This is a genomic window from Fenollaria timonensis (assembly GCF_001457835.1).
In the GTDB taxonomy this organism is placed as follows: domain Bacteria; phylum Bacillota; class Clostridia; order Tissierellales; family Peptoniphilaceae; genus Fenollaria; species Fenollaria timonensis.
On the sequence record NZ_LN898229.1, the window covers coordinates 653,900 to 679,658 of the forward strand.

The following is a 25,759-nucleotide window of genomic DNA, read 5'->3' on the forward strand; positions in this document are numbered from 1 at the left end:
TTAAAAGATAAATTGGGTAAATAGTTCTTGTAAAAGGATATCCATTGTGATAGAATATAAGCGTAAGCTAATAATAAAAAAGGAGTGATTTTATGGAAAAAGGAGTTAGAGTTTATTCAGAAATTGGTAAACTTAGAAAAGTTATCCTTCATAGACCTGGTGAAGAAATCAATAACGTATCACCAGATACTATGCAAGAACTACTTTTCGACGAAGTACCTTACTTGGATCAAGCACTTAAGGAACATGATTACTTTGCAAATCTATTAAAAGAAAGTGGTTGCGAAGTTTATTATCTAGAAGACTTAGTTGCTGATGTAATTAAGGACAAAAACCTAAAGGAAAGCTTAATCGAAGAATTCTTAGACGAAGCTGACCTACACACACCAAACGAAAGATACATCATGAAAGACATCCTGCTACAACAAAAGTCTGAAAAGGACATCGTTATGAAGATGATCGCTGGTACTAGAATGACTGAGCTTACTAAGAGAAGCAAAGAAACACTTGCTGACTTCTCTGACGCTGACAGATATTTCTTAACAGTACCAATGCCAAACGCTTATTTCACAAGAGACCCATTCGCAAACATCGGTCATGGTGTTGCTATCAACAAGATGTGGTCAAACGTTAGAAGAAGAGAAACATTATTTGGTAAATACATCTACGACCATCACGAAATGTTCAAGGACGTAGACGTACCAAGATGGTATGACAGAACTGATAAGTTCCACACTGAAGGTGGAGACCAACTTATACTTACTAAAGATGTACTAGCAGTTGGTATCTCTCAAAGAACTGAAGCAGCAGCACTTCAAAAACTAGCTGAAAACGTTCTTAATGCTGGAGAATTCAAGACAGTTCTTGCAATCAACATCCCTCAATCACATGCATTCATGCATCTTGACACAGTATTTACTATGATTGACAAAGACAAATTCACTATCCACCCAGAAATCGAAGGACCTCTAGTAGTTTATTCAATGGTTAAAGATGGCGACAAGATCGTTATTACTGAAGAAAAGAACTCACTAGACAAGGTTCTAGCTCACTACCTAGGCTTAGATGCAGTTGATTTAATCAGATGCGGCGGCGGATTAGGAATTGACGCTCAAAGAGAACAATGGAACGACGGTTCAAACACATTAGCAATCGCTCCAGGGGAAGTTGTTGTATATGACAGAAACGTAGTAACAAATGATTTACTTGAAAAAGAAGGAATCAAATTACACAAGATGCCATCATATGAACTTTCAAGAGGTAGAGGCGGCCCAAGATGTATGTCTATGCCACTTTACAGAGAAGACGTTAAATAGTCAAATTATATATTAATAAAATTCTAAATTACGGAGGTTATAATTAATGGCAGTTAATTTACATGGCAGAAATTTCATCACACTAAAAGACTTTACACCAGATGAAATTCATTACCTATTAAACCTAGCTAGCGACTTAAAAGCTAAGAAGAGAGCAGGTATTAAAGGAGATTTACTAGAAAGAAAAAATATTGTACTATTATTTGAAAAAACTAGTACAAGAACTAGATGTTCATTCGAAGTTGCTTGTATGGACGAAGGTGGCCAAGTTACATTCTTAGGCTCACAAGACTCACAAATGGGCAAGAAAGAATCAATCGAAGATACTGCTAAAGTATTAGGCAGATTCTACGATGGTATCGAATTTAGAGGATTTAAACAAGAAACAGTTGATACACTTGCTAAACACGCAGGCGTACCAGTTTGGAACGGTTTAACAGACCTTTATCACCCAACACAAATACTAGCAGACTTCATGACAGTTAAAGAATATGTACCAAAGCCATTTAACGAAATTAAATTCGTTTACGTAGGCGACGCTAGAAACAACATGGGTAACTCCCTAATGATAGGCGCTGCTAAGATGGGTATGCACTTCGTAGCCCTAGCTCCTAAGGAACTATGGCCATCAGAAGACCTTGTTAAGGAAATGGAAGAAGTTTCCAAAGAAACAGGCGCAACTATCGAATTCGAAGAAGACGTTAAGAAAGCAGTTAAAGACGCAGACGTTATCTACACAGACGTTTGGGTATCAATGGGCGAAGAAGACAAATTCGAAGAAAGAATCAAACTTCTTAAACCATATCAAGTAAATATGGACATGATCAAAGCTACAGGCAACGAACATGTTATATTCTTACACTGCCTACCAAGCTTCCACGACCTTAACACTAAGATCGGTGCTGAAATTGGTGAAAAATACGGCTTAAAAGAAATGGAAGTTACTGACGAAGTATTCAGAAGCAAGTACTCAAGAGTATTTGACGAAGCTGAAAACAGAATGCACACTATAAAGGCAGTTATCGTTGCCACTATAGGAAAACTATAGAATGAAGGTAGTAGTTGCATTAGGAGGCAACGCTCTAGGAAAAACTTGTGCAGAACAAAAAGAATTAGTTAAGAAGACAGCAAAACCAATCGTCGACTTAATCGAACAAGGTAACGACGTTACCATTGCTCATGGCAATGGCCCTCAAGTAGGCCTTATCAACAACGCATTCAAAGGCGATATGCCATTTGCAGAGTGCGGCGCAATGAGCCAAGGCTACATTGGATACCACTTACAAAATGCCATCAAGGCAGAACTAAAGAGAAGAGGCATCAAGAAAAACGTAGCTACAGTTATCACACAAGTTTTAGTAGATAAAGATGACAAAGCATTCCAAAACCCTACAAAACCTATCGGCCTATTCTATACAAAAGAAGAAGCAGATAAGCTTATGGCCGCAACAGGCGACACATACGTTGAAGACGCAGGTAGAGGCTACAGAAAAGTTATAGCTTCACCGAAGCCTATTGACGTAGTAGAAAAGGATCTAATCAGTCATCTTATCGAAGCAGGAGACGTTGTAATCACAGTTGGCGGCGGCGGAATCCCAGTTATCGAAGACGGCGAAGACTACAAAGGCGTAGCAGCAGTTATCGATAAAGACTTCGCTTCAGAAAAACTTGCTGAGATAGTTGATGCAGATCAATTAATCATATTAACAGCAGTTGAAAAAGTTGCCATAAACTTCGGTAAAGAAAACCAAGAAGAGCTTAATAAAGTAACGGTAGATGAGATGAAGAAGTACTCAGAAGAAGGACACTTCGCAAAAGGATCCATGCTTCCAAAAGTTGAAGCAGCAATCATGTTTGCAGAGTCAAAACCTGGTAGAGTCAGCTTAATCACATCACTTGAAAAAGCAGGCGAAGGTATCGAAGGAAAGACTGGAACAATAATTTCTAAGTAGAAATATATCAAAGAGCAGATTAATTTCTGCTCTTTTTGTTTTAAAAGTCTTAGCCGTGGGTATATATCTATTGACAATTCATAGACAAAATTTAGGAGGGATATTAATGAAAGACATTACAATTTATACAAGCACTACATGTTCATTCTGCCACATGGCAAAGGATTACTTAGATGGAAAGAACATCAAGTACACAGAAAAGAACATCTCAGAAGATAAAGACGCTAGGATGGAAATGATGAAGATGGGCTTCACAGGCGTACCAGTTATCATTATAGGCGATGAAAAGATACTTGGCTTTGATAAGGCTAAGATCGATGCAGCATTAGAAGACTAAGATATTTACACGAAGTATGTACCCTTTGGTGCATACTTTTTTTATGCCTTGAGAATGGATGCTCGCGCTTCGTAAATAATTGCTAAATTATTTATTTTACATGTAAGAGACATATTTATGCCATTCAAAACAAATAAACACACTTAATAGACCGAAATTGATACGAATACGAAGAAAAAAGGTGGAAACCCGCCTAAATTCTTTGAGTTAATATGAATTTTATGGTATAATTATTAAAGAAAGGTTATAGGAGGACATATGCTAGACAAATTTGGTTTTGATTTATGGGCAGAGGATTACGACAAAACTGTTGAACTATCTGATAGTGAGGATACTTATCCATTTGCGGGATATAAAGAAGTTCTTGCTTACATCTATGATGCCGTTAGAAAAATGAAGGCGAAAAAAGTTCTTGATATAGGTTTTGGCACGGCAGTTTTAACGAAAAAGCTTTATGATGACGGCCTTGAGATTCACGGCCAAGACTTTTCAAAGAATATGCTTGATATAGCGCAAGAAAAAATGCCAAGGGCAAAATTATATGAGTGCGACTTCACAAAAGCACTAGACAAGAACATTTTGAGTGAAAAATACGATGCGATACTCGCAACATATTCACTTCATCACATAATTGACTCTGAGAAAAAAGATTTTTTAAAGGCTTTACTTGCTTTATTAAACGATGGTGGCAAAATTTTCATTGGCGACGTTAGTTTTGTGGACCTTGCATCATTAGAAGCTTGCAGAGAAGAGTCGAAAGATTATTGGGATGATGACGAGCACTACCCTGTTTATGAGAGCATCAAGAAAGATTTTCCAAAGGCAATTTTCGAAAAAATAAGTTTTTGCTCAGGAGTTTTGATTTTAGAAAAATAGTTTTTACATTTGGTCCATGGCAGTGCTATGGGCCCTTTTATTTCTTACAAAATAGTAACAATTAATGAAAAAGCACTCACAACTTGCTCTACTGTGATATAATAAACTCAAGGAAGTGATTATATGAAAAAGTTTTTACTTATAATGATGTCTTTGGTCCTTATGCTAAGTGCCTTTGCGTGTCAAAAGCCAAATGAGGCGCCAAATGAAAAAAGTGAAGCAAGCGAAGCAAACCAAACAAGTGAAATAGACGAGCCTGATCAAGTGGACGAAGGAGCTCTATTACCTGCTGTCATGGTGGACGGCAAATTATACAAGGATACTGGCTTTCTAAATAATCTAGTCACATGCGGCACCATGGATGGCAAGATTGACAAAGTCGTTTCTACAAGTGAGTTTCCAAAGAATGACGGCGAATCAAACTTTGATAAGTGCGAGTACCAATACGCTGGCGATGGCTTTTTAACTGTTAAGTACAATGACAAATATCTTTTGTTCTCGACTGGAGACAATTGGGCTGAGACTAAAAAGTACGTCGCATATTTCACAGGAATTGTAGAGGAAGTTGCTTGTGATGAGGATACAAAGGATGCAACTATGCTTAGAATAAAGGATATTATCGTGCCAGAAGAGTTTGAATATATTTTTGGTGAAAATACTAAGTATCTAAATCCATTCTTAGTAAAACTTGATAATGTAGTCGTTCAAAAGGACAGAGAACCAATTGACCCAAAAGATATTGAAGGTAAGGAAGTTATAGTCTACTTTGACGGCACAGCTCACAATACAGAGCTGACATCAAGCGCGCTTGTTACAATCGATTCAGCTTATGAGGTAGAAGTTCTAGACTAAGATGGACAGCATACAAAATATTCTCAAGGAAGAATTTAAGACTAAGGATATAAAAAGAAAATTACGTCTAAGTCTTATATATCTAGTAGTCACTGGACTTATCTATATTATAAGCAAGGTTAGTGGGCTAATATTTTCAGTAAACTTAGTCTTCATACACATAACACTTCCAGGGCTTATCTACGGGATTATCTTTCTAGCTTCATTATGGACAATTTATGCTTTGTCCATCATTTTAGATACGAAGAAAAAAATTATTCCCAGAGCAATCATCTCAGTAACAATAGCACTAGTACTTATATTCACGGCATTTGCAGGACTTTTAATTGCTTTTGCTGCTGGTACTTTCTACGAATTTACTTCGGATGATGGCAAAAACATAGCCGTTATAAGCGAGCGTGAATTTTTATTTAGCACGACGCTTCATATGTATAAAAGAGAGAACTTATTCTTCCTTCGAAAGATTGAGGAAGATTTCTTCACAACAAGCGACCAAGGCTATATCATGGGCGGTGATGCCTGTGAAACAGAGTGGGAGGGAGCTGTGTTTAAGATTAAAATTTATGAAAGGTTTGGACCATATACTTACAAATACAATTTAAATGACTATTAAGGGCTTTTGCATGAGAGCCCTTTTCTCTTGCAAAATATTTTCAAAGTGATCTAATATATTTAGAAGCAATATACTTTATTATCAGGGTAAATCAAGAAGGAAAAAATGAAAAAGAAAATTTCATTATTATTAGTAGTTCTTATGCTAGTGACATTTATGCCTATGTCAATAGCTGTGAGTGAAGAAAAGGCTATGGAGAGCACTCAAAAGTTTACGGTTAACGGCGAGGCGCATGAGATTAGAGCTTATATTATAAAGGGGAAAAATTATTTAAGGCTTCGTGATGCAGCCGCTGCGCTTAGAGGAACAAAGGCACAATTCCAAGTTGACTACGACAACGACAAGCATCTTGTTAGCATAGAAAGAAATAAGCCATATGAAGATTTATCAGATATCAAGACATATTCATCTCAAAAAGAGCTTTGGGCGACTATGAGAAATATGGACGTCCTTATCGATGGCAAAGAGAAAAAACTTAAATCTGCCTTTATTATCGAAACAAATTACATCGAGCTAAGAGATTTAGCTAAGCTAATGGGTTTTGACGTCAGCTATGACGCGCCTACAAAAACTGTAGCAATTACATCAGATAAAGTTAAAATGCCTTGCTTACTTGATTTTGAGCTAGAAGATTTTGATGGCAATAAACGTAACATTGCCGATATATTAGCTGAGCATGAATACACTCTAGTTAATGTTTGGTCGACTGATTACGCACAGTGCAAAAAAGAACTTCCTGACTTAACAAAGCTAGCAAACGATTATAATGGCAAAGCTGGCTTCCTTGGCGTTATTCATAACATTGAGCCTATTACTAGCACATCAAGTGATTATGACAAGAAGACTAGAGAAGAAAATATAGCTAAGGCTAAGGACTTATTAGAAAAAGCAGACGCTAAATATCAAAATCTATGTCCTAGCCAAGCGGCTGAGAAGTATTTTAATTTCAAGATAAAAGCCGTTCCAACAGTTTTCATCTTTGACAGCGAAGGCAATATACTTGAAACCTTCATTGGCGTTGGCGCTTATGGCTTCTATGAAAAATATGAAAGAGCATTGAAAAAATATATTAAATAACTATTAAGGGCTTTCACACGAGAGCCCTTTTTCATATCCCACCCATGTTTATGGACTAGCCACTTCGTAAAGACCACTCACGTCTTTATTTTTTTTTATTTTTGTGATATAATATCTATAATTGTATTTATAGGAGGGACGAGATGAGCGAAGCTTTATATAGAAGGTTTAGACCCAAGACTTTTAACGAAATCATCGGTCAAGATCACATCACAACCATACTTAAAAATCAAATACTACAAAGTAGACTATCTCACGCCTACCTATTCACCGGCACGCGCGGAACAGGTAAGACCTCTCTTGCAAAAGTTTTTGCGAGGGCAATCAACTGCCTTAACCCAAAGGAGGCCGAGCCTTGTAATGAGTGCGAGAACTGTCTTGAGGCGCTTGGTGGTAAGGCCGTCGACATCATAGAGCTAGACGCTGCGTCAAACAACTCCGTCGACAATATCCGCGAGCTTCGTGACAAGGCGATATATCTACCAACTAAGCTAAAATACAAGGTCTACATCATAGACGAGGTTCACATGCTATCGAAGGGCGCCTTCAATGCGCTACTTAAAATACTTGAGGAGCCACCAAAGCATCTGATATTCATACTTGCGACGACAGAGCCAGAGAGGATACCAAAGACCATCATTTCCCGTGTTCAGCGCTTCGATTTTAAGCGTATAGACGAGGATCTCATCGCGAAGAATTTATCTTGCGTTCTTGAAACTATCGGCAAAAAATATGAGGACGAGGCAGTCCAAATCGTTGCTAGAGCAGGCGCTGGCTCGATGAGAGACGCTTTATCCATGCTTGAGAGCACCATCAGCTACTCAGACACCCTTACTAAGGAGAGCGTCTTGAAAGCCTTGGGACTACTTGATGAGAGCTACTCAACTGGAATAGTAGAGGCGATATTCACACGCAATCCCCAAAAGTACTATGCTAATTTAGACAAGCTCTTCCTTGATGGCAAGGACGAAGCGATGATCATAGATGGCATAATTAAGGCGCTTAGAGAGATTTTATACGACAAAGTTAATAAGCTTGGCAAATACAATTTTACCTTTGACATAAAGCTTATGGACATCATAAACGCGATTGACATCTACATGGATTACCTTGAGAGGATGAAGTTTGTCAAGGAAAAGAGGATTTTCGTTGAGATGGCGGGCCTTAAGGTCATGAGCCTTGACAGCGACGTGATGAAGATGAACTTCGATAGATCCGTTACAGTTAGTGATTTAGCACATCCTGTAAGTGACCACGACTATGGTGATGGCGCAGCCACTTCGTCAAAAACAGTTCAAGACAATCAAGATAACTCTTTTGACGACTTGGCAAGCCTTGAGATGGGCATGGTGGACTACGAAGATGAAGGCTTTTACTTCACGGAAATGGAAGAGGAAGTAAAAAAGCCAAAGGAAGCAAAAAAAGAAAACGAGTCAAAAAATATAGACAAGGCAAAATCATTTGACGAAGCAAAAACACTTGACGAAGCGAAAAATATAAACGAGGCAAAGCCATTTGATGAAGTAAAAGTAAATGATGAGGCAAAAACACTTGATGAGCAAAATTCACAAGGCTTAGCAGAGCCTGAAGAAAGTGACTCTGACAGCGAAAGTGGCAAGACCATTATCCCCGCTGAAAAAGAGAAAGCCATTGATCTAGATGAAGACGAAGAACCCGAAGAGGACTTTGAAAAGAACAAGGCGCTTTACGAAAACTTCTTGAAAGATGACGACATGAGAGTACTTAAGTCCATATTCACGGATTTTGAATATTCAAAAACAGTTTCTGGCGTACTAGTACTTAAAAAGTCTCGTGACATAGCTCTTGACACTAGTGTAGCCCTTGTCAATATGAACAAGGATGCCATATTAAAGACTATTAACAAATATTTTAATGATATAATCGATATCAAAATTGAAAGCTCGGACCAAGAGAAAAAGACTCTCAAACTAAGAGAGGACCTTAAAGAGTTCTTGGGCGGCAAGCTTATAATTAAGTAGGAGGTAATTATGAAAAGAGGATTCCCACAAATGGGCGGCAACATGAATAACATGATGAAGCAGCTTAAAAAAGCACAAGAAAATATGCAAAAGAAGCAAGAAGAAATTGAAGCTACTATATTAGAAGTAGATAAGGGCATGGTGAAGGTCGAAATCACTGGTAAAAAAGAGATCAAGTCCATCACTATAGATCCTGAAGTTGTTGATCCAGACGACGTTGAAATGCTTGAAGATCTAATCATGGTCGCAGTAAACGAGGCTATAGCTAAGGCTGACGAACTTATGAACTCTGAGATGGGCAAATTAACTGGCGGCCTAGGTATTCCAGGACTATAATGGATAGGCTAGATAAGCTAGTTAGCAATTTAGAGTCTTTTCCGCAATTTGGCTCGAAGTCTTCGATAAAGTTTGCTTATTACCTTTTGAACAATAGGGACAAGGCCATGAGCCTAGCGAGGGACATCGAGGAGACTCTTGAAAATATTCACAGATGCAAGATTTGCTGTAACTATAGTGAAGCTGACGTCTGCGGCATCTGCTCTGACGAGGACAGAGATCACTCTACCATATTAGTAGTAGAAAAGGAAGAGAATGTTATGCGCCTTGACAAAGAGGGCGGCTACAACGGTCTTTATCACGTTTTAGGCGGCACCATCAACATGCTTGAGGGCATAGGTCCTGAGGAGATCAACATTCCTGAGCTATTCCAAAGGCTTGACGGCAGTGTAAAAGAGCTCATCATTGCGACTGACCCAGACATTGCGGGCACTGCGACAGCGAATTACATCAAGGAGAACATCCCTGACAAGAGCGTCAAGGTGACTAGGATAGGTACCGGCGTGCCGATGGGCGCTGACCTAAGCTACTACGACGCAGAAACTATCAGAAAGGCGATCGACAATCGTGTCGACATGTAATATGAAGAAATTAGCAGTTATTGATTCAGGCATAGGGGGCTTATCCGTTGTTCGTGAGCTTCTTAAGCTGAATAATGAGATCGAAATAAATTACTTCGGGGACAATATCAGGGTGCCTTATGGCAATATGAGTCGTGACGATATCCTTTCTTGCATGGAGCATATTTTGGACTTCTTATGCGATAAGGGCGTTACCGACTGCCTTGTCGCTTGTAATACCATGAGTAGCGCGATACTTAATACTGGCTACACACACAAGATTAAGCTCTATAATATAGTTACGCCAACTATTGACGAAGTAAATAGGCTTGGGCTTAATAAGGCGGCGATACTTGCGACGAAGTTCACCATCGCTTCGAAAGAGTATTACAATAGGCTCAAGGCCATTGGCACAGATGATTTACTAGAGATGGCGAGCGCATCGCTTGCGGCGCTTATCGAGGACTTCGACGAGAACAGAGACATCATCGAAGAAGAAGTTCTTGACTACAAAAGGCGCATCGATGACGGCGGCTACAAGACGCTAATCTTGGGCTGCACTCACTACGAGTTCATTGATGCCATCTTCAAAGAGCTGATGCCCGAAGTAGATTTTATCAAGCCTGCGAAGCTCCTTGCCCATAGCTTTGACGCGAGCGGACTTAAAAAAGGCGACTTCAATATCTACACGACTAAGGGCAAAGACATCTATATCCATAGTTTAAGGACTCTTGATATAGACAAAAAACTTAATATAGAAGATTATATAGAAATCTAGGAGGAACTATGAAAAAGATTGATTACAAAGAAAGGATCAAGGACCTGCATCTTACAAACTTACTAAGAGTGGAAGATGGCGGGACTGACACGCTTCTTTCAGATGTCTTCATCGACAACAACTCTCTTCCTGAGCTTTCCATAGACGAGGTACGACTTGAAAAGAAATTCTTCAACAGAAACTTTTCTCGTCCTTTTTACATAAACGCGATGACTGGCGGCACCGAAAAGGCGCTTAGAATCAACGAGATTTTAGCTAGGCTCGCACGTGACTTTAATATACCTATGATGCTTGGAAGCGAGAAGATAGCTGTTGTGGACAAGAAGTTCCCTGAAACATTCACCATTGCGCGTGAGGTCAACAAAGACGGCTACCTTATAGCCAATGTCGGTGCTACAGCGAATTTGGATGTGATGAAGAAGGCAGTTGATTTAATCGATGCCAACGCCATCTGCATACATCTAAATGCTTTTCAAGAGCTCATCAATGGCGAGGGTGACAGGGATTTTACTAGCTATATGAAGAACATCGAGGCGGCACTTAAGTATTTTAAGCTGCCCGTCATAGTGAAGGAATGCGGTTTTGGCATGAATCAAAGGAATATCGAGGATCTCGCTAAGCTCGGTGTCAAGTACATCGACATATCAGGTGCGGGCGGCACAAACTTTGCTAGGATCGAGTCCATGGCGAACGCTGCCGAAGATTTCTCGGATATCTTCGACTTTGGCACGCCAACAGCACTCTCTATACTATATGCGAGGGAGCTCAAGAAGAAGTACAAATTTACCCTGATCGCCTCAGGCGGTATAAGGACTGCGATGGACGCCTTCAAAGCCTACGTTATAGGCGCCGACGTCGTTGCGCTCGGTGGCGAGCTATTAAAATACGTCTACCACGGCTCATACGAGGCGAGCGCGGACTATATCAATAGCTTTTCAGATAAGCTCAGAAAGCTCATGCTCATCACGTCTTCACGCAATACAGGCGAGCTAAAGCATGTGAGATACAAATTAGAGGGCAGATTAAAAGATCTATGGGAGGATTAAGATGAATAAAGATAATAAAAGCATAAACCTATCGATGCTGGCGGACTACTACGAGTTCACCATGGCCAACGGCTACATTGCCAATGGCGTAGCAGATACAGAGGCAGTCTTCGATATGTTCTTTAGAAAAGTCCCTGACAATGGTGGCTTCGCCATCGCCGCAGGACTTGAGCAAGTCATTGAATATATAGAAAATCTAAAATTTACAGAAGATGATATAGATTACTTTAAAAGCAAAAAGATATTTTCAGAAGAATTTTTGGACTTTTTAAGAAATTTCAAATTTACCTGCGATGTATGGGCAGTAGAAGAGGGAACACCAGTATTTCCAAAGGAACCCATCATCATAGTTAAGGGACCGGTTAAAGAAGCGCAAATCATGGAGACAATGATACTTCTTACGATAAACTACCAATCCTTGATAGCGACAAAGGCAAGCAGGATCGTTAGAGTCGCTAAGGGCAGAGCCATCTCGGAATTTGGCTCGAGACGTGCCCAAGCGAGTGAAGCAGCGATACTTGGCGCGAGAGCAGCCTACATCGGCGGCGCGAAAGCCACAGCAAACACTATCACAGACAAGTTCTTCGGCGTTCCAGCCACAGGCACTATGGCTCACTCATGGGTACAAATGTACGATACAGAGCTAGAAGCCTTTAGAGCCTATGCGAAAGTTTATCCAGACTCCTGTGTTTTACTCGTTGACACATACAATACACTCGAAGAAGGCATACCAAATGCGATAAAGGTTTTTGACGAACTTCGGGCAAATGGTCATGAAGGCGTCGGTATAAGGATAGACTCAGGTGACCTTGCTTATCTATCGAAAAAAGCAAGAGTAATGCTTGACGAAGCAGGCTACCCAGACGTTAAGATCATGGTCTCAAACTCACTTGATGAGTACGTGATCAAAGACCTTCTTGGTCAAGGCGCCCAAATCGATGGTTTTGGTGTTGGCGAAAGACTGATCACATCAAGAAGCGAGCCAGTTTTTGGCGGCGTATACAAACTTGTATCCACATTCAAAGACGGCAAAGAGATATACAAGATTAAAATTAGTGGCGACGTCGAAAAAATCACCACACCAGGCTTTAAAAAGCTATATAGATTATACGATAACGAAACAGGAAAGGCGCTTGCCGACCTCGTTACAACACATGATGAAGAGATTGACTTCACAAAAGATATCGAGATCTTCCATCCATTATACACATGGAAGAAGAAAACACTTACAAACTACACAGCAGTGCCGCTACTAAAGAAAATTTTCGACAAAGGTAAATTAGTATATAATAAGAAGACAATCGACGAAGTGCAAAAGTATTCACTAGAAGAAGTCGATAAGCTTTGGGACGAAGTTAAAAGACTTGAAAATCCTCACGAGTACTACGTCGACCTAAGCAAAAAGCTTTGGACAATCAAAAACGATATGCTTAATAAAAAACATTAGTATAGGAAGCTCTTTGAGACAAACTCAGAGAGCTTTTTTATGCAACACTATATTTATGGCATAGCCATTACTATAAATATGGCACTGCCATTAGCATAATTAAAATTGTAAATATTTTGTAAACAATTTCGTACTCCGTAAATGTTATAATTATTTCGCAATCGCAAGTAATATATAAGGCAGGGTCAAGCCTTAGATTTATGGGCGCTTATGCATTATTTAATACACGAGCCGAAAAATTAAGGCTTAAGAGAGGAGTTTTAAAATGAACAAATTAAAAAGAATTATTTCCCTAGCATTCATCATTGCCTTTGCACTATCACAATTCGAGTACATCAAGGCAGAGAGCGTTGAAGCAGACATGACAGATGCGAAAAACGCACAGACGGTAGTAGCTTCAGAAGAAGTAGTAAAAGAAGAAGTAAAAGCAGAAACAGTTGCTGGTTGCCAAACACATGAAGAGGCTTTAGAAGAGCTTGAAGAGGCGCTTAAAAATAAAATTGAAAGCGTTAATACGAAAAACGATGATTATGTACTTAGACTTAATAAGTTAAAAGACATAGACGTAAAAAGCAATCAAAATCCTGCTAATTATGTAGCACATTATGAATTGCTATTTACAATAGTGAATAAAGATAAAAAGTTTTCAGATATAGATATGGATAGCCTCGCAGGAACAATTACTGACTTATATAGAGAAGGAAAAATTGACAAGCTAAAATTTAAACTTGATGAAAAAGAAGGAAACGATTTAAAAACAGAAATTGGTAATTTAAATGAAACACAGACAAAAGATGCAATCAAAGATATGATATATGAAGGCCTAAAAGCTTCGATGTCACTTAAAGAGGATACAAAGCTTGAAAGTATGAATAATCATGAAGGCGGAATAAGACTTAGTAAAAAGGCCTGCGACGACAAAGAAGCCTTCATCTGGTTAAGAATGCCATTTAGAAACGCTATAGTTAACGAGATAAAAGACAAAATCGAAGCACAAGACATCACAGTTAATAAAAACGACAATGTTAATTGGAAAGACGGCGTTAAAATAAAAGACTCCGTAGCAGATAAACAAGGCTACCAAGGTCACTTAGACCACGCTACAGTTACAGACGAATCAGCAAGAGACACAAAGACAGCGGGCGAAAAGTCTGGCAAAATCAAATTAAAATTCACAGACGATACAGAATTAACTCTAGAAAATCAAAAACTAATAGTAAAAGAAGATAAAAAAGCAGAAGAAAATAATAATACAAAGCCAAATAATAAAGAGAAAGATAATACTAAAGAAAAAGAAGAAATGCCAGAGAGAAAAAATAATGAAAATAATAGAAATCATAGAAATGATAGATACGATAGATATAATAAAGACAAGAAAAACGAAAGCAATGAAAAAAATACAAAACAAAGCAAAAATGACAAAGTAGCTAAAAAAGAAACAAAACCAGAAACAAAAATAGAAGAAAAACAAGACTACGGCATACTAGCGCCAGCACAAGCACTTAGACTAGTTCAGCACAAAGACCTACCAGAAGGCGAAAAAGGCGAAGCAATCAGAGAGCTTATCGCAAGAGGCGTACTTAGCGGCGTTTCAGACACAGAGTTCAAAGGCAAATTAGCCATCAATCGCGCCATGCTAGCACAAGTCCTTATGACCATTTCCAAAGACAAATCCGTTGGCCTTATCGACTACGAGGACATAAAAGGAGACGAGTGGTACGCAGATGCAATGACATGGGCACTAACACACGGCATCTACAAAGGCTACCCAGACAAAACACTAAAGGCAACACAAAAGATCACACGCCAAGAGTTTGCCTCAGTCATCTATAACTTCATAAAAGAACACAAAATCAATATGCCAAAAGTAAAAGACTTTAATTACAAAGACCAAGACAAGATCGCTTCATGGGCACTTGATCAAGTTAAGTACATGGACGAGCTAGGCCTTGTTAATGGCGAAAGTCAAGATAATTACAACGCACAAGGCACATACACAAGAGAAGACCTTGCACTAACAATATACAAAATCATTAGATTCATAGAAAGTTAATAAATATATCAAGCTCTTTGAGACAAACTCAGAGAGCTTTTTTATGCCACACTATAATTATGGCACAGCCATCACCATAAATATAAGCATCTTGACAAAGATAAGCGAATGTAATAAAATCATCTTAATAAAGGAGAGTATCCATGCTAAAAGAAAAGCCCGTAATACTGTCAATCTCGGCACTAGACTCAAGCGCCCTAAGAGGCGTCGAGGCAGACGTCAAGACAGCACTAAAACTAAATAGCTACTGCACAGTCGCGACAACATGCGTGACCAGCCAAAATACACAAAGGTGCATCTCAAGACTTGCCCTCTCCTCATCCATGGTCTACGACCAGATCAAGGCAGCGAGCGAGGACTTTCGCATCGGCTGCGTCAAAGTAGGACTCATCTCAAACATCAATCAGGCCAAAGCCGTGAAAGACGCATTAGATAAATATTTTAGAGATGTTTCCGTCGTCCTAGACCCAGTCATCGCATCAAAGTTCGGCCACGTCTACACAGACGCCGAAACACTTGAGTATATAAAAGAAAACGTCTTCGATAAAGTCACGCTACTTACACCAAACATGAAAGAGGCAGAAACTTTAACAGGGATGAAAGTCAATACTGTTACCGAAATGCTTTCCGCAGCACAAAAGCTTCACCTTGATTATGGTACAAGCGTCCTGATTACAGGAGGCGCACTCGAAGGCGAACTAAAAGATGTATTAGTAGTGGATGGCAAAGAGAAAATTATAGATAGGAAGAGAGTAGATAGAGCCGCCTTTGGACTAGGCACAACAGTCTCCACCGCCATAGCTACATACTTAGCAAAGGGATATAAGATGGAAGAGGCAGTGAGATTTGGACTAGAATACTTAACGCTATGTCTTCAAGAGCGCATAAATTTGGGACGAAACGAGGGGGCTATCTGGCATGTATAAAAAATTTCAAATGCAGATAGAGCAAAATAACTGCGAAACAATATAAAGCATATATAACATATATAATAAGGAAGAGAATATAATGAAATCCAAATGCTAGACGAGCAAATCGCCTGGCATTTTTTATTGCCCATCCATTAGACATATAAAGTACATACGCATGTTTATAGACAGAAAACGAGAAAATGAGATGGGGGGGGTTACACTACTGTCTATATATGAAAAATGTTCTTAAAAATATAATTTAAACTTGACATTTAGACATACACGTGCTAAAATGAATGTACAAACAAATACGATCTTCTGTGCCACCGATAAAGCTTCATTAGATGCTATCAAAAAGGTCGAAACAAGTAAAGGACATTAACTAAACCGCATGCTTATACTTAGTTAAAAATTCTCTACTTATTATAATCATTTACTTAACAATCACGCAATTATACTACGATTATACGGACGAGTCAGTGGCACGACACGTCTGTTTTTTTATAGATTTAAAAGCGGCATCAGAGGTACAGAAGTTCAAAAATAACTTGCTTATGCAAGAAATAAGAAAGGAGAAATTTATGAAGAATTTTCAAAAACATTACTTGCGAAAAACACTTGCGCTAGTCATGGCATTCTTGATGATAGTGACAATGATGCCAGTGAATGTTTTCGCAGAAGAACCACAACTTCCTGGCACATCTACTCGTGCAGTAGATCCAGAAGGGAAACCTTCAGTTAACTGGGAAGAAGACAGTGCAGCTAAAGATGATGGTGCTGGTTATTGGCCACTACCTGAAAATGTAAAGATAATCAAAGGACAAAGAGGAGCTGACCCACTTAATACCCTTGGCTTTACTTACCTTGGCAGATACTATGACCAAAATGGAAGGATAGTTCTAAAATTCGAAGTAAGCCAAAGAAACCAAGCTGACAGTTATCCTTGGTCTAGATTTGTTATGAGGTTTCCATCTGAGTTATACCAAAAGATTGATAAGGATGCTTCATATGTACTTTGGAAACAGACAGAAGTTTTTGCTATTAACAATTTTGATACACTAAATGCATCTTCTGTTAGGGGACAAAGCGCCAACTGTCTACAATTCCCTTATAGAAATGTAGGTGCTCAATATGGTCACAGAGAAGTTAATATAGTTTTAAAAGCTGATACTGATTGGGATAAGACTTTTGCACAAAAGACACAAGCAGTTCAATTAAGACTATATAATGGAAACAATGACAACCTAAAGATATTCTCTACAGCTGGAGGATATAAGGGTGCTGACTATGCTGCGCTAGGATATAATACCTACACTAAAACTGCAGTTGTAGGAGATTTATCAAAAAGACCTAAGGATTTAATGGAAGCAACTACTAAATCAATGACACAATCTGGTGGACAAAATGACCAGTTCCACTCAGCAGACTCATCTCTACAACTTGATAGAGACGATAAGAAAGTTAGACTTATCTACACTTTTGCTTCTGATGTTGTCAGTGGAAGGATGGATGGAGATAAATATGCCATTAGACAAACTCTTGATAGAGACTTCATCAAATATCTTGACTTAGGAAACAAAGGTAAGACAGAAGAAGAAAAAAATCAAATCGGTTCTATCTATTTCCTATCTGAAAATGAAACACCAATTGGAACAAAACTTCCTATCTACGCAAGCTATATAGAAGGTTTGGAATTAAATCCAGACGGCTCAGCAAAGCTTGATGGAGAAGGAAACCCAACATTTAACCGTGTAGATGGTGCTGTATTCTTACAATTTGCAGAAACAGGCTATGAGTACAAAGACAATCCTGACTCAGCAGATCCAAACTATGTTCAAACTATAACAACAGATTTTAATAATATTTTGAGAAATGGGCCTCAAGACTCAGGTTCAATCATGGTTTTTGAATACAATATAGATCCGGAAAAGATAAATGAAGATTTAGTTAAGGATAAGGAACTATCAAAGAACTTTATGTTTGATACAAGATATCTTCTATCAAACAACAAAGGAGTTAGAAAATACACTGCAACTACGACTGAAGATATAGTTATACAACCTAACAAAAACAATTTCTTCACTCTTAACTTCAATCCATACGTAAATATAACAAGCTCTATGATAACTACTTCAGAAAAAGAAGACTTTGTACTAAACATAGGTGGCAGCGAAGGAATTTGGAAGTCTTGGAAAAGAGAAGGACATGCTTTCTTCCCTGATACTGATGATTACGCTATAAATATGTATGGCTGGCAGTTTTATTTGAGAGATCATAATATAAAGACTGGTATGACTATAAAGAAAGGAACTCCTATAACAGTTTATTTGCCAAACCTTGACTATGGAAACAAAGGAAAGTATCCTGATTTTGTTGATTTTGATATAGTTACAGGAGAACAAAAGGGATCATCAGGAGATAAACTAAAAAATAAACAATCATTAACAGGTAATAAATTTTTAAGACTTAAAAAAGTCACTAAAGCTGATGGCTCTGATCTTTTCTATCCACCAATGTACTTTAAAAATTCGATTTCAACTGTTGGTGCAACAGCCGTAATTGAAAAGTATGTTCCTATAGTAGATGAAATTTTCATAGATTCTAAAGAATTTACTGGAATTATGAGAAGTGAAGGCGGAGTAAGATCAGAACTTTACATCCCAGGAGAAACTAAGTCTACACATTATTTAGGAAAATCATTTATTAATACAGAAGAAAATAATAGCGGTGATACAACTGCTTATTTAAGATCTGACGGAAAAGAAGATCCTCAAAAATTCGCAGTAAATAATGATGGCACATCAGACATTTTTGAAAAGAGAATTTTTAATAAGAAGGAATACGAAGGACTTGCTTTCAATATCAAGAAACAATATTTTGGTGCAGAAAGCATTAAGTATGCAACTGAAAATAAATCTGTTGCAGAACTTGGATTATTAAGAGACCAACCTATAGTATTTACAACTTATTCTGAAACTTCTTTAAAATCAGAACCAGTTATAGAACAAGTTCAAACAAAAGTAAAATTTGACCTTAATGGACAAAAATCAAAGGAAAATCTTCCTGTTATTGAAAAGATTGCTCCTCTAAGCAAGCAATACAGATATGATTACTTGACTGGAGAAGTAAACAAAGATTATAAACCATCAGGTTTTGAAGGCGACTATGTTAGATATGTTGATGAAAACAACAAAACTAAGGAAGTTGATGGAAGAACTTATCAAAACATCCTTAACCATGACGGTTTAGAATATGATTTAACAAATAAGGATCAAAAGGCAGCTTTCTTAAAGAGACAAATGCCAACCAAAGATGAAATAAATGTACCACAAGGTAAGAGAATTCTTGGTTGGACAACTACTAAGCTAACAGACATAGCTGGTGGAAAGACTGCTGTAGAACAATTTAACGAACTTAGAGATAATAACAAAGTTATAAAAGAAGCTAAAGATTGGGAAAAAGTAGATGCAAATGAAAATTACATCTTCGATTCAAAATCTCCAATCGATAAAGAAAGAACAGTTTATGCAGTGTATGGCGAAGGTATTAATATCGTCCTTCACTCCAACAATACCGATAATATTAATGACGAAGCAACTATAACAATTCCTGTAACTATTTCAGATATTGACAAGACAAATGACGTTATAGACGCTGTATCAAGTTCAACTATTTCTAAAATGAAAGGTAATCTTGTTATTAAAGAGCTTCCAAAAGTTCCAGTAACTGGAGAACAATCTGAAATTGATAAAATTAAAGATACAAATGCAAAAGTATTTAACAAACCAAAACATTCATTCCTTGGTTGGACCCTATATAGATTCGATAACGACCCACAAAAATCAGATTTAATCGCTGGTCAAAACAATGAAAGAATTGGCGAATTAATTAATGGTGTGGTTGCAGGTGGAACAAAGAGAATTCCAAAGAGAACAGAATGGATCAAAGATATAACAGGAGATAAATACAAATACGAAAGATATATTCCAAATACTTTCTCTTTAGCTTTGAGAGCAGAAGATGTCCCAAGTCAAGATGATAATCAAGGAACAGGAAAATATAATATTTTCTTAGATGCAATTGATGAGGGCAAAGACCTTCACTTATATGCAAACTACAGACCATTCTTTGATGTAAAAGTTTATCCTTCTTATAAGAACATTGATAAGAATCAAGGACAATATGGTAAGTATGTGAACAATGTTGAAGAAGCTAAGAAACATTCTGTAAATGTAGGCTTGCTACACAGAACTGCTGTAACTAATTTTGGTACACCAACAGTTCACCAAAACGCTAACTACTATCCACTAGAAGGTGGAAAAGCTTCATTAAAATCATGGGATGGCAAATCAAAAACTCCATTAACTTGGAAACTTCCAGGCTTTGACGAATTAGGACAAAGAAAATCTTATGTATCAGTAATAGTTACAGATGATAAAAAAGATGCTTATGCAAACTTCCAATCACCAAACTGGGATAATTTGGGAGCAAAAACTTATATAAGATTACAAGACGCAACTGCTACACAAGATCCTAACGCACCAAAGAACTTACACGAAAATGCAGGCAACCCCTATGGCGATCCAGTCGCAAAAGATCAAGCCTTTACAGTTGGTGTAGATGCCTTTACATCTGCAACTTCAAGAAAAGCACTTGAAACAACTGGAGTTGATAAAGAAGTAATTGGATATGAAATTTGGAACACATCTACTCCAATTGAAGTCCTAAAACCAGTCTTTGACAATGTATATGATGATGAAACAGAAGCTAAATTACACTGGACAGAAGCTGAAAAGAAAGCTGATATTAAAAAGATTGTTTTAAAAGTTGCTGATGGTGCTGAAACCACTCTTGCAAAACAAAATGATGGTTCTTACACGGACGGAACTATAACAGCCACTCCTAATGGAGACAGACTTGTTTTAAGTCCACTTAATTTAAATGGAAAAGCAGGACAAGACATCGTAGCTAAATATGTAGTAGAAAAGAATGGACAAGAAGTCACAGGTCCAGAAGGAAGAATTACAATCAACAAGAGAGGTAAATCTGCACCTGTTGAAGATATGAAACAAATTCATAATGATGCCGATGGAAAATCAAAGATTGAATTTACAGTTCCAGACCCTGTATTAAATAAACCTACTAAGGGAACAACTTATACTGCACAAAAGTGGGACGAAACTCAAAATAAATGGGTTGATGTAGGTAAAGTAACTCTTGATTCTGATAATGACAAAGGAACACAAAAAGAAATTACTTTAGATGACACCGTAAAAGATGGCGACATAGTAAGAATAAAATCTGAACAACCAGGTCTTAATCCTAGCGATTCAACAGGAACTGGCGATAGTCCTTACACACCAGCTACTGGCGATGAAAATCGTAAGTATGTAAAACTAGATAGAGCCGCTCCTATTACAAATGCAAAAGCTGAAGACGAAGCATTTAGAAGATTTATCGACCTAAGAGGAACTATAAATGAAATTCCAGATGGAAGAAAAGTTAAGATCATAATTAATTATAAAGACGGTACACCTGCTATAGAAATTCTAAAAGAAATTACAGTGGAAAATAAAGAAAATATAATCGAAGATCTTAACACTACACTAAGGAAGGGAATTGAAGAAGGAAATATTCCTGAAATTAAGATAATAGCATCTGATAGATTTGGTAACAGCGAAACAAAAAAAGTTGATTACACAGAAAGCTATCAACTTGAAGTAATTCTAAGTGGAGTTAGAGCTGGAAAGAAATTTATAAAAGTTTCAGCAGATAGAGCAAATGCTCAAGTAACTGTAAAAGTTATGAGAAACGGAAAAGAAGCTGAAACACAAACTATAACATTAAAAGAAGCTAAAAAATTCGAAAGAATTACATTTGATAACAAGTTAGAATCAGGAGACATTCTAGTTGTATCAGGTATAGTAAGAGAAGGCACAAAGAATTATACAACAAATCCATACGAAAAATCAGTTAGGTAGGATAGATTGATACAAGAAAGAAATTAGTAGGTTGAGGTGGGGAGCTTAGCTCCCCAAAAGGAGGTAAAATGAAATTTAGTAAAAGATTACTTTCATTTTTCTTAGCAGTTTTAATGCTAGTTTCAACTTTTAGTGGAACAGTATTTGCAGAATCTAATGATTTAAATACTCAAGATACAAACACTGAAGGTTCAGTAACAGCAACTGAATTAAAAGGAAAAGTAGAAGGAAATAAGGAAGTATTTACTTTTGAATTGCCTGAAAGACAAGCTCAAAGAAGAGTAAGAAGAGCAGCTCCATTGAATCAAGGCAACGACACTATAGTAAATTTAACAGCAGTAGGACTTAACGGAGGAGTATTTGATTGGAGTGCACTTCCTAACAGTGAATTTAAACTTACAGCTAAGTGGAAGACAGCAGATGGACAAGAACATTCAAAAGTTTTTGCAACTATAAATGCAGCTGGAGAAACTCAATACTATGTTGGTTGGCCAGTTGACGGAACTTTAGCAAAAACAGCATCTATTGAAGCAGATTTTGATCAAAATATAAAGATTCGTGTAACATATAATTCTGGTAATGGTACTGGTGTTCCAGGAGGCTTGTTATTTAATATAACAATCACAGAACTTGCCGAACCAAGAGCCAACGTTGAATACGTAGACCCATATGGAAGAGAATTAACAGACTCAGCAGATTTACCAACAGGTACAATGCCAAAGGTTACAGCAGATGGATTAACAGATGTTGAAATCGACTTGCCAGAAAGTTCAGGAGAAATCAATATGAGAGATTCTGAACTTATTGACGAAGATGAACTAAACGCAGCAGAAAATGGTTTAACTTATAAAGTTGATAATAAATCTACTGGCGAAACAGTAACTATAGATAATAAGGAATATAAACTTGATATATCAGCACCAAACGCAAAACAAATCGGCACAATCAAAATGATATATCAAAAAGATGTTATCGTACCACCAACTGATAACAATGGCGACCCTGTAACTCCTGCAGATGGTTACGTTCGTTTAACATTTGACGCAAATGAAAATAAAGCTGACGGCATTACAGGAACCCACAATAATGGTTTATATGCAGGAAAGCAAAAATCATATATTGATGTAAAAAAAGGCGTTAATTATGATAATGCAAACCTACAAGATGCAATAAAAGAATTGTCAACAACAGGAAAAAAACTTGTAAATGGCAAAACAGAAGATGTTGCACAAGATGCAAAAAAACCATGGACACCAAAAGTTCCAACAGATACAACAGCAGTAACAACAGCAACTTATAATGCCCAATACACAAAATCAGTAGCCGAACAAGTAACAGAACTTGGCGGACTAGACCCAGTAACAATCAAGGTTTGGAAAGGCGATACTGTTGATTGGAACAAGGGAGTTGCTCCAAAAACAACTGATACTAATGACGCAGCTGTGGTAAATTCACTTTTAGCTAATGCAACAGTAACAGAAAATACAATCCCAGCAAGAACATCAGCAGAAGCAGGAAAAAAAGAAGGAACACTACTAGTAACATTTGGTGACGGTTCAACATTAACAGTTGATCACCAATGGCTATATGTATGGGAACATATAGTTAAAGTAGACCCTAATAACACAGATCCAGACGCACCAAAAGAAGAAGACCTACCAAAAGATAAAATAGAAGTAAGATTTATAGCGTCAACAGGTGTAGAAAGTATAACAACAACTGGAAAAACATACGCTAAAGAAGGAACAGTATTCCAAGATAAAGACTTCCCACAAGAAAAAGATATAACATTTAATGATGGATACAAAGGACCAGTAACATGGACACCAACAGATAGAACAGTTACACAGAAATCACCAGCTTTTCTTAAAAGACAAGGATACTTTAGATTCACAGCAAGTGCAACAAAATTAAAAGATATCATAGGACCAGTAGATCCAGGCGTAACACCAAACCCAGATAAAAAACTATATTGGACAGTAACATTTGTATCAGCCGATACAGCAACTGGAACAGTAGCAAAAGAAAACACTGTATACGTATTAAAGACAGCTAACAAAACATTAGCAGACGTAACAGCACCAACTACAACACCAGCAACAGGCTACAAATTTGACAAATGGACACCAGCTTTAGATAACAAAACAGCAGTAGATAAAGACCTAACAGTAACAGGAACATTTACAAAATTAACAGATGTCATTGGACCAGTAGATCCAGGCGTAACACCAAACCCAGATACAAAACTATATTGGACAGTAACATTTGTATCAGCCGATACAGCAACTGGAACAGTAGCAAAAGAAAACACTGTATACGTATTAAAGACAGCTAACAAAACATTAGCAGACGTAACAGCACCAAAAACAACACCAGCAACAGGCTACAAATTTGACAAATGGACACCAGCTTTAGATAACAAAACAGCAGTAGATAAAGACCTAACAGTAACAGGAACATTTACAAAATTAACAGATGTCATTGGACCAGTAGATCCAGGCGTAACACCAAACCCAGATACAAAACTATATTGGACAGTAACATTTGTATCAGCCGATACAGCAACTGGAACAGTAGCAAAAGAAAACACTGTATACGTATTAAAGACAGCTAACAAAACATTAGCAGACGTAACAGCACCAACAACAACACCAGCAACAGGCTACAAATTTGACAAATGGACACCAGCTTTAGATAACAAAACAGCAGTAGATAAAGACCTAACAGTAACAGGAACATTTACAAAATTAACAGATGTCATTGGACCAGTAGATCCAGGCGTAACACCAAACCCAGATACAAAACTATATTGGACAGTAACATTTGTATCAGCCGATACAGCAACTGGAACAGTAGCAAAAGAAAACACTGTATACGTATTAAAGACAGCTAACAAAACATTAGCAGACGTAACAGCACCAACTACAACACCAGCAACAGGCTACAAATTTGACAAATGGACACCAGCTTTAGATAACAAAACAGCAGTAGATAAAGACATAACAGTAACAGGAACATTTACAAAAGATATCATAGGACCAGTAGATCCAGGCGTAACACCAAACCCAGATACAAAACTATATTGGACAGTAACATTTGTATCAGCAGATGAAAAGACTGGAACAGTAGATGCGAATAACACTTATTACGTATTAAAGACAGCTAAGAAAACATTAGCAGACGTAACAGCACCAAAAACAACACCAGCAACAGGCTACGCATTTGAAAAATGGACACCAGCCCTAGATAACAAGACAGCAATAGATAAAGACATAACAGTAACAGGAACATTTACAAAAGATATCATAGGACCAGTAGATCCAGGCGTAACACCAAACCCAGATACAAAACTATATTGGACAGTAACATTTGTATCAGCCGATACAGCAACTGGAACAGTAGCAAAAGAAAACACTGTATACGTATTAAAGACAGCTAAGAAAACATTAGCAGACGTAACAGCACCAAAAACAACACCAGCAACAGGCTACAAATTTGACAAATGGACACCAGCTTTAGATAACAAAACAGCAGTAGATAAAGACCTAACAGTAACAGGAACATTTACAAAATTAACAGATGTCATTGGACCAGTAGATCCAGGCGTAACACCAAACCCAGATA

18 protein-coding genes are annotated in these 25,759 nt (G+C 37.7%); all 18 read left to right on the top strand.

Going from position 1 to position 25,759, the window contains the following annotated elements; genetic code table 11:
* Positions 1–92: 92 nt before the first annotated feature.
* Positions 93–1,316 carry an arginine deiminase gene (gene arcA, locus BN3004_RS03050; RefSeq protein ID WP_058259784.1) on the top strand — a complete coding sequence of 408 codons (1,224 nt, stop codon included), beginning with the start codon at positions 93–95 and terminating at the stop codon, positions 1,314–1,316.
* A gap of 46 nt (positions 1,317–1,362) precedes the next feature.
* Positions 1,363–2,364 carry an ornithine carbamoyltransferase gene (argF, locus tag BN3004_RS03055; protein WP_058259785.1) on the top strand — a complete coding sequence of 334 codons (1,002 nt, stop codon included), beginning with the start codon at positions 1,363–1,365 and terminating at the stop codon, positions 2,362–2,364.
* Position 2,365: 1 nt separating this feature from the next.
* A complete protein-coding gene (gene arcC, locus BN3004_RS03060; protein ID WP_058259786.1) occupies positions 2,366–3,268 on the top strand; it encodes a carbamate kinase in 903 nt (300 codons plus the stop codon).
* 106 nt (positions 3,269–3,374) lie between these two features.
* Positions 3,375–3,605: a glutaredoxin family protein gene (locus tag BN3004_RS03065; protein ID WP_058259787.1), complete on the top strand. Its 231-nt coding sequence runs from the start codon at positions 3,375–3,377 to the stop codon at positions 3,603–3,605.
* Between the two features lie 258 nt (positions 3,606–3,863).
* Positions 3,864–4,481 carry a class I SAM-dependent DNA methyltransferase gene (locus BN3004_RS03070; protein ID WP_058259788.1) on the top strand — a complete coding sequence of 206 codons (618 nt, stop codon included), beginning with the start codon at positions 3,864–3,866 and terminating at the stop codon, positions 4,479–4,481.
* Between the two features lie 123 nt (positions 4,482–4,604).
* Complete coding sequence (locus tag BN3004_RS03075) at positions 4,605–5,333, top strand: hypothetical protein (protein WP_058259789.1); 729 nt, start codon at positions 4,605–4,607, stop codon at positions 5,331–5,333.
* A gap of 1 nt (position 5,334) precedes the next feature.
* Positions 5,335–5,946: a hypothetical protein gene (locus BN3004_RS03080; RefSeq protein ID WP_058259790.1), complete on the top strand. Its 612-nt coding sequence runs from the start codon at positions 5,335–5,337 to the stop codon at positions 5,944–5,946.
* Between the two features lie 105 nt (positions 5,947–6,051).
* On the top strand, positions 6,052–7,023 hold the full coding sequence (locus BN3004_RS03085; protein WP_058259791.1) for a stalk domain-containing protein: 972 nt from the start codon (positions 6,052–6,054) through the stop codon (positions 7,021–7,023).
* Positions 7,024–7,166: 143 nt separating this feature from the next.
* Positions 7,167–9,023, top strand: a complete 1,857-nt coding sequence (gene dnaX, locus BN3004_RS03090; protein WP_058259792.1) for a DNA polymerase III subunit gamma/tau — start codon at positions 7,167–7,169, stop codon at positions 9,021–9,023.
* 6 nt (positions 9,024–9,029) lie between these two features.
* Positions 9,030–9,359: a YbaB/EbfC family nucleoid-associated protein gene (locus BN3004_RS03095; protein ID WP_196792473.1), complete on the top strand. Its 330-nt coding sequence runs from the start codon at positions 9,030–9,032 to the stop codon at positions 9,357–9,359.
* Entirely contained in the window at positions 9,359–9,940 is a 582-nt protein-coding gene (gene recR, locus BN3004_RS03100; protein ID WP_058259794.1) for a recombination mediator RecR, read from the top strand. The genes BN3004_RS03095 and recR overlap by 1 nt, the downstream gene beginning before the upstream one ends.
* Position 9,941: 1 nt before the next feature.
* Positions 9,942–10,697, top strand: a complete 756-nt coding sequence (locus BN3004_RS03105) for a glutamate racemase (RefSeq protein ID WP_058259795.1) — start codon at positions 9,942–9,944, stop codon at positions 10,695–10,697.
* An 8-nt stretch (positions 10,698–10,705) separates the two neighbouring features.
* Complete coding sequence (gene fni / locus BN3004_RS03110) at positions 10,706–11,743, top strand: type 2 isopentenyl-diphosphate Delta-isomerase (RefSeq protein ID WP_058259796.1); 1,038 nt, start codon at positions 10,706–10,708, stop codon at positions 11,741–11,743.
* Position 11,744: 1 nt separating this feature from the next.
* Complete coding sequence (locus tag BN3004_RS03115) at positions 11,745–13,190, top strand: nicotinate phosphoribosyltransferase (protein WP_058259797.1); 1,446 nt, start codon at positions 11,745–11,747, stop codon at positions 13,188–13,190.
* A 265-nt stretch (positions 13,191–13,455) separates the two neighbouring features.
* Positions 13,456–15,243 (top strand): S-layer homology domain-containing protein, encoded by a 1,788-nt coding sequence (locus BN3004_RS03120; protein WP_058259798.1) that lies wholly within the window; start codon positions 13,456–13,458, stop codon positions 15,241–15,243.
* A gap of 143 nt (positions 15,244–15,386) precedes the next feature.
* Entirely contained in the window at positions 15,387–16,169 is a 783-nt protein-coding gene (thiD, locus tag BN3004_RS03125) for a bifunctional hydroxymethylpyrimidine kinase/phosphomethylpyrimidine kinase (protein WP_058259799.1), read from the top strand.
* Positions 16,170–16,735: 566 nt separating this feature from the next.
* On the top strand, positions 16,736–22,135 hold the full coding sequence (locus BN3004_RS03130; protein WP_058259800.1) for a hypothetical protein: 5,400 nt from the start codon (positions 16,736–16,738) through the stop codon (positions 22,133–22,135).
* A 68-nt stretch (positions 22,136–22,203) separates the two neighbouring features.
* Positions 22,204–25,759, top strand: a 3,556-nt coding sequence (locus BN3004_RS03135) for an InlB B-repeat-containing protein (protein ID WP_349267113.1), incomplete at its 3' end; no start/stop codon positions are given.

Bases quoted from the DNA above. Each gene is read 5' to 3' on its own strand.
- arcA (WP_058259784.1), top strand. From the start codon at position 93: ATGGAAAAAGGAGTTAGAGTTTATTCAGAAATTGGTAAACTTAGAAAA.
- argF (WP_058259785.1), top strand. From the start codon at position 1,363: ATGGCAGTTAATTTACATGGCAGAAATTTCATCACACTAAAAGACTTT.
- arcC (WP_058259786.1), top strand. From the start codon at position 2,366: ATGAAGGTAGTAGTTGCATTAGGAGGCAACGCTCTAGGAAAAACTTGT.
- BN3004_RS03065 (WP_058259787.1), top strand. From the start codon at position 3,375: ATGAAAGACATTACAATTTATACAAGCACTACATGTTCATTCTGCCAC.
- BN3004_RS03070 (WP_058259788.1), top strand. From the start codon at position 3,864: ATGCTAGACAAATTTGGTTTTGATTTATGGGCAGAGGATTACGACAAA.
- BN3004_RS03075 (WP_058259789.1), top strand. From the start codon at position 4,605: ATGAAAAAGTTTTTACTTATAATGATGTCTTTGGTCCTTATGCTAAGT.
- BN3004_RS03080 (WP_058259790.1), top strand. From the start codon at position 5,335: ATGGACAGCATACAAAATATTCTCAAGGAAGAATTTAAGACTAAGGAT.
- BN3004_RS03085 (WP_058259791.1), top strand. From the start codon at position 6,052: ATGAAAAAGAAAATTTCATTATTATTAGTAGTTCTTATGCTAGTGACA.
- dnaX (WP_058259792.1), top strand. From the start codon at position 7,167: ATGAGCGAAGCTTTATATAGAAGGTTTAGACCCAAGACTTTTAACGAA.
- recR (WP_058259794.1), top strand. From the start codon at position 9,359: ATGGATAGGCTAGATAAGCTAGTTAGCAATTTAGAGTCTTTTCCGCAA.
- BN3004_RS03105 (WP_058259795.1), top strand. From the start codon at position 9,942: ATGAAGAAATTAGCAGTTATTGATTCAGGCATAGGGGGCTTATCCGTT.
- fni (WP_058259796.1), top strand. From the start codon at position 10,706: ATGAAAAAGATTGATTACAAAGAAAGGATCAAGGACCTGCATCTTACA.
- BN3004_RS03115 (WP_058259797.1), top strand. From the start codon at position 11,745: ATGAATAAAGATAATAAAAGCATAAACCTATCGATGCTGGCGGACTAC.
- BN3004_RS03120 (WP_058259798.1), top strand. From the start codon at position 13,456: ATGAACAAATTAAAAAGAATTATTTCCCTAGCATTCATCATTGCCTTT.
- thiD (WP_058259799.1), top strand. From the start codon at position 15,387: ATGCTAAAAGAAAAGCCCGTAATACTGTCAATCTCGGCACTAGACTCA.
- BN3004_RS03130 (WP_058259800.1), top strand. From the start codon at position 16,736: ATGAAGAATTTTCAAAAACATTACTTGCGAAAAACACTTGCGCTAGTC.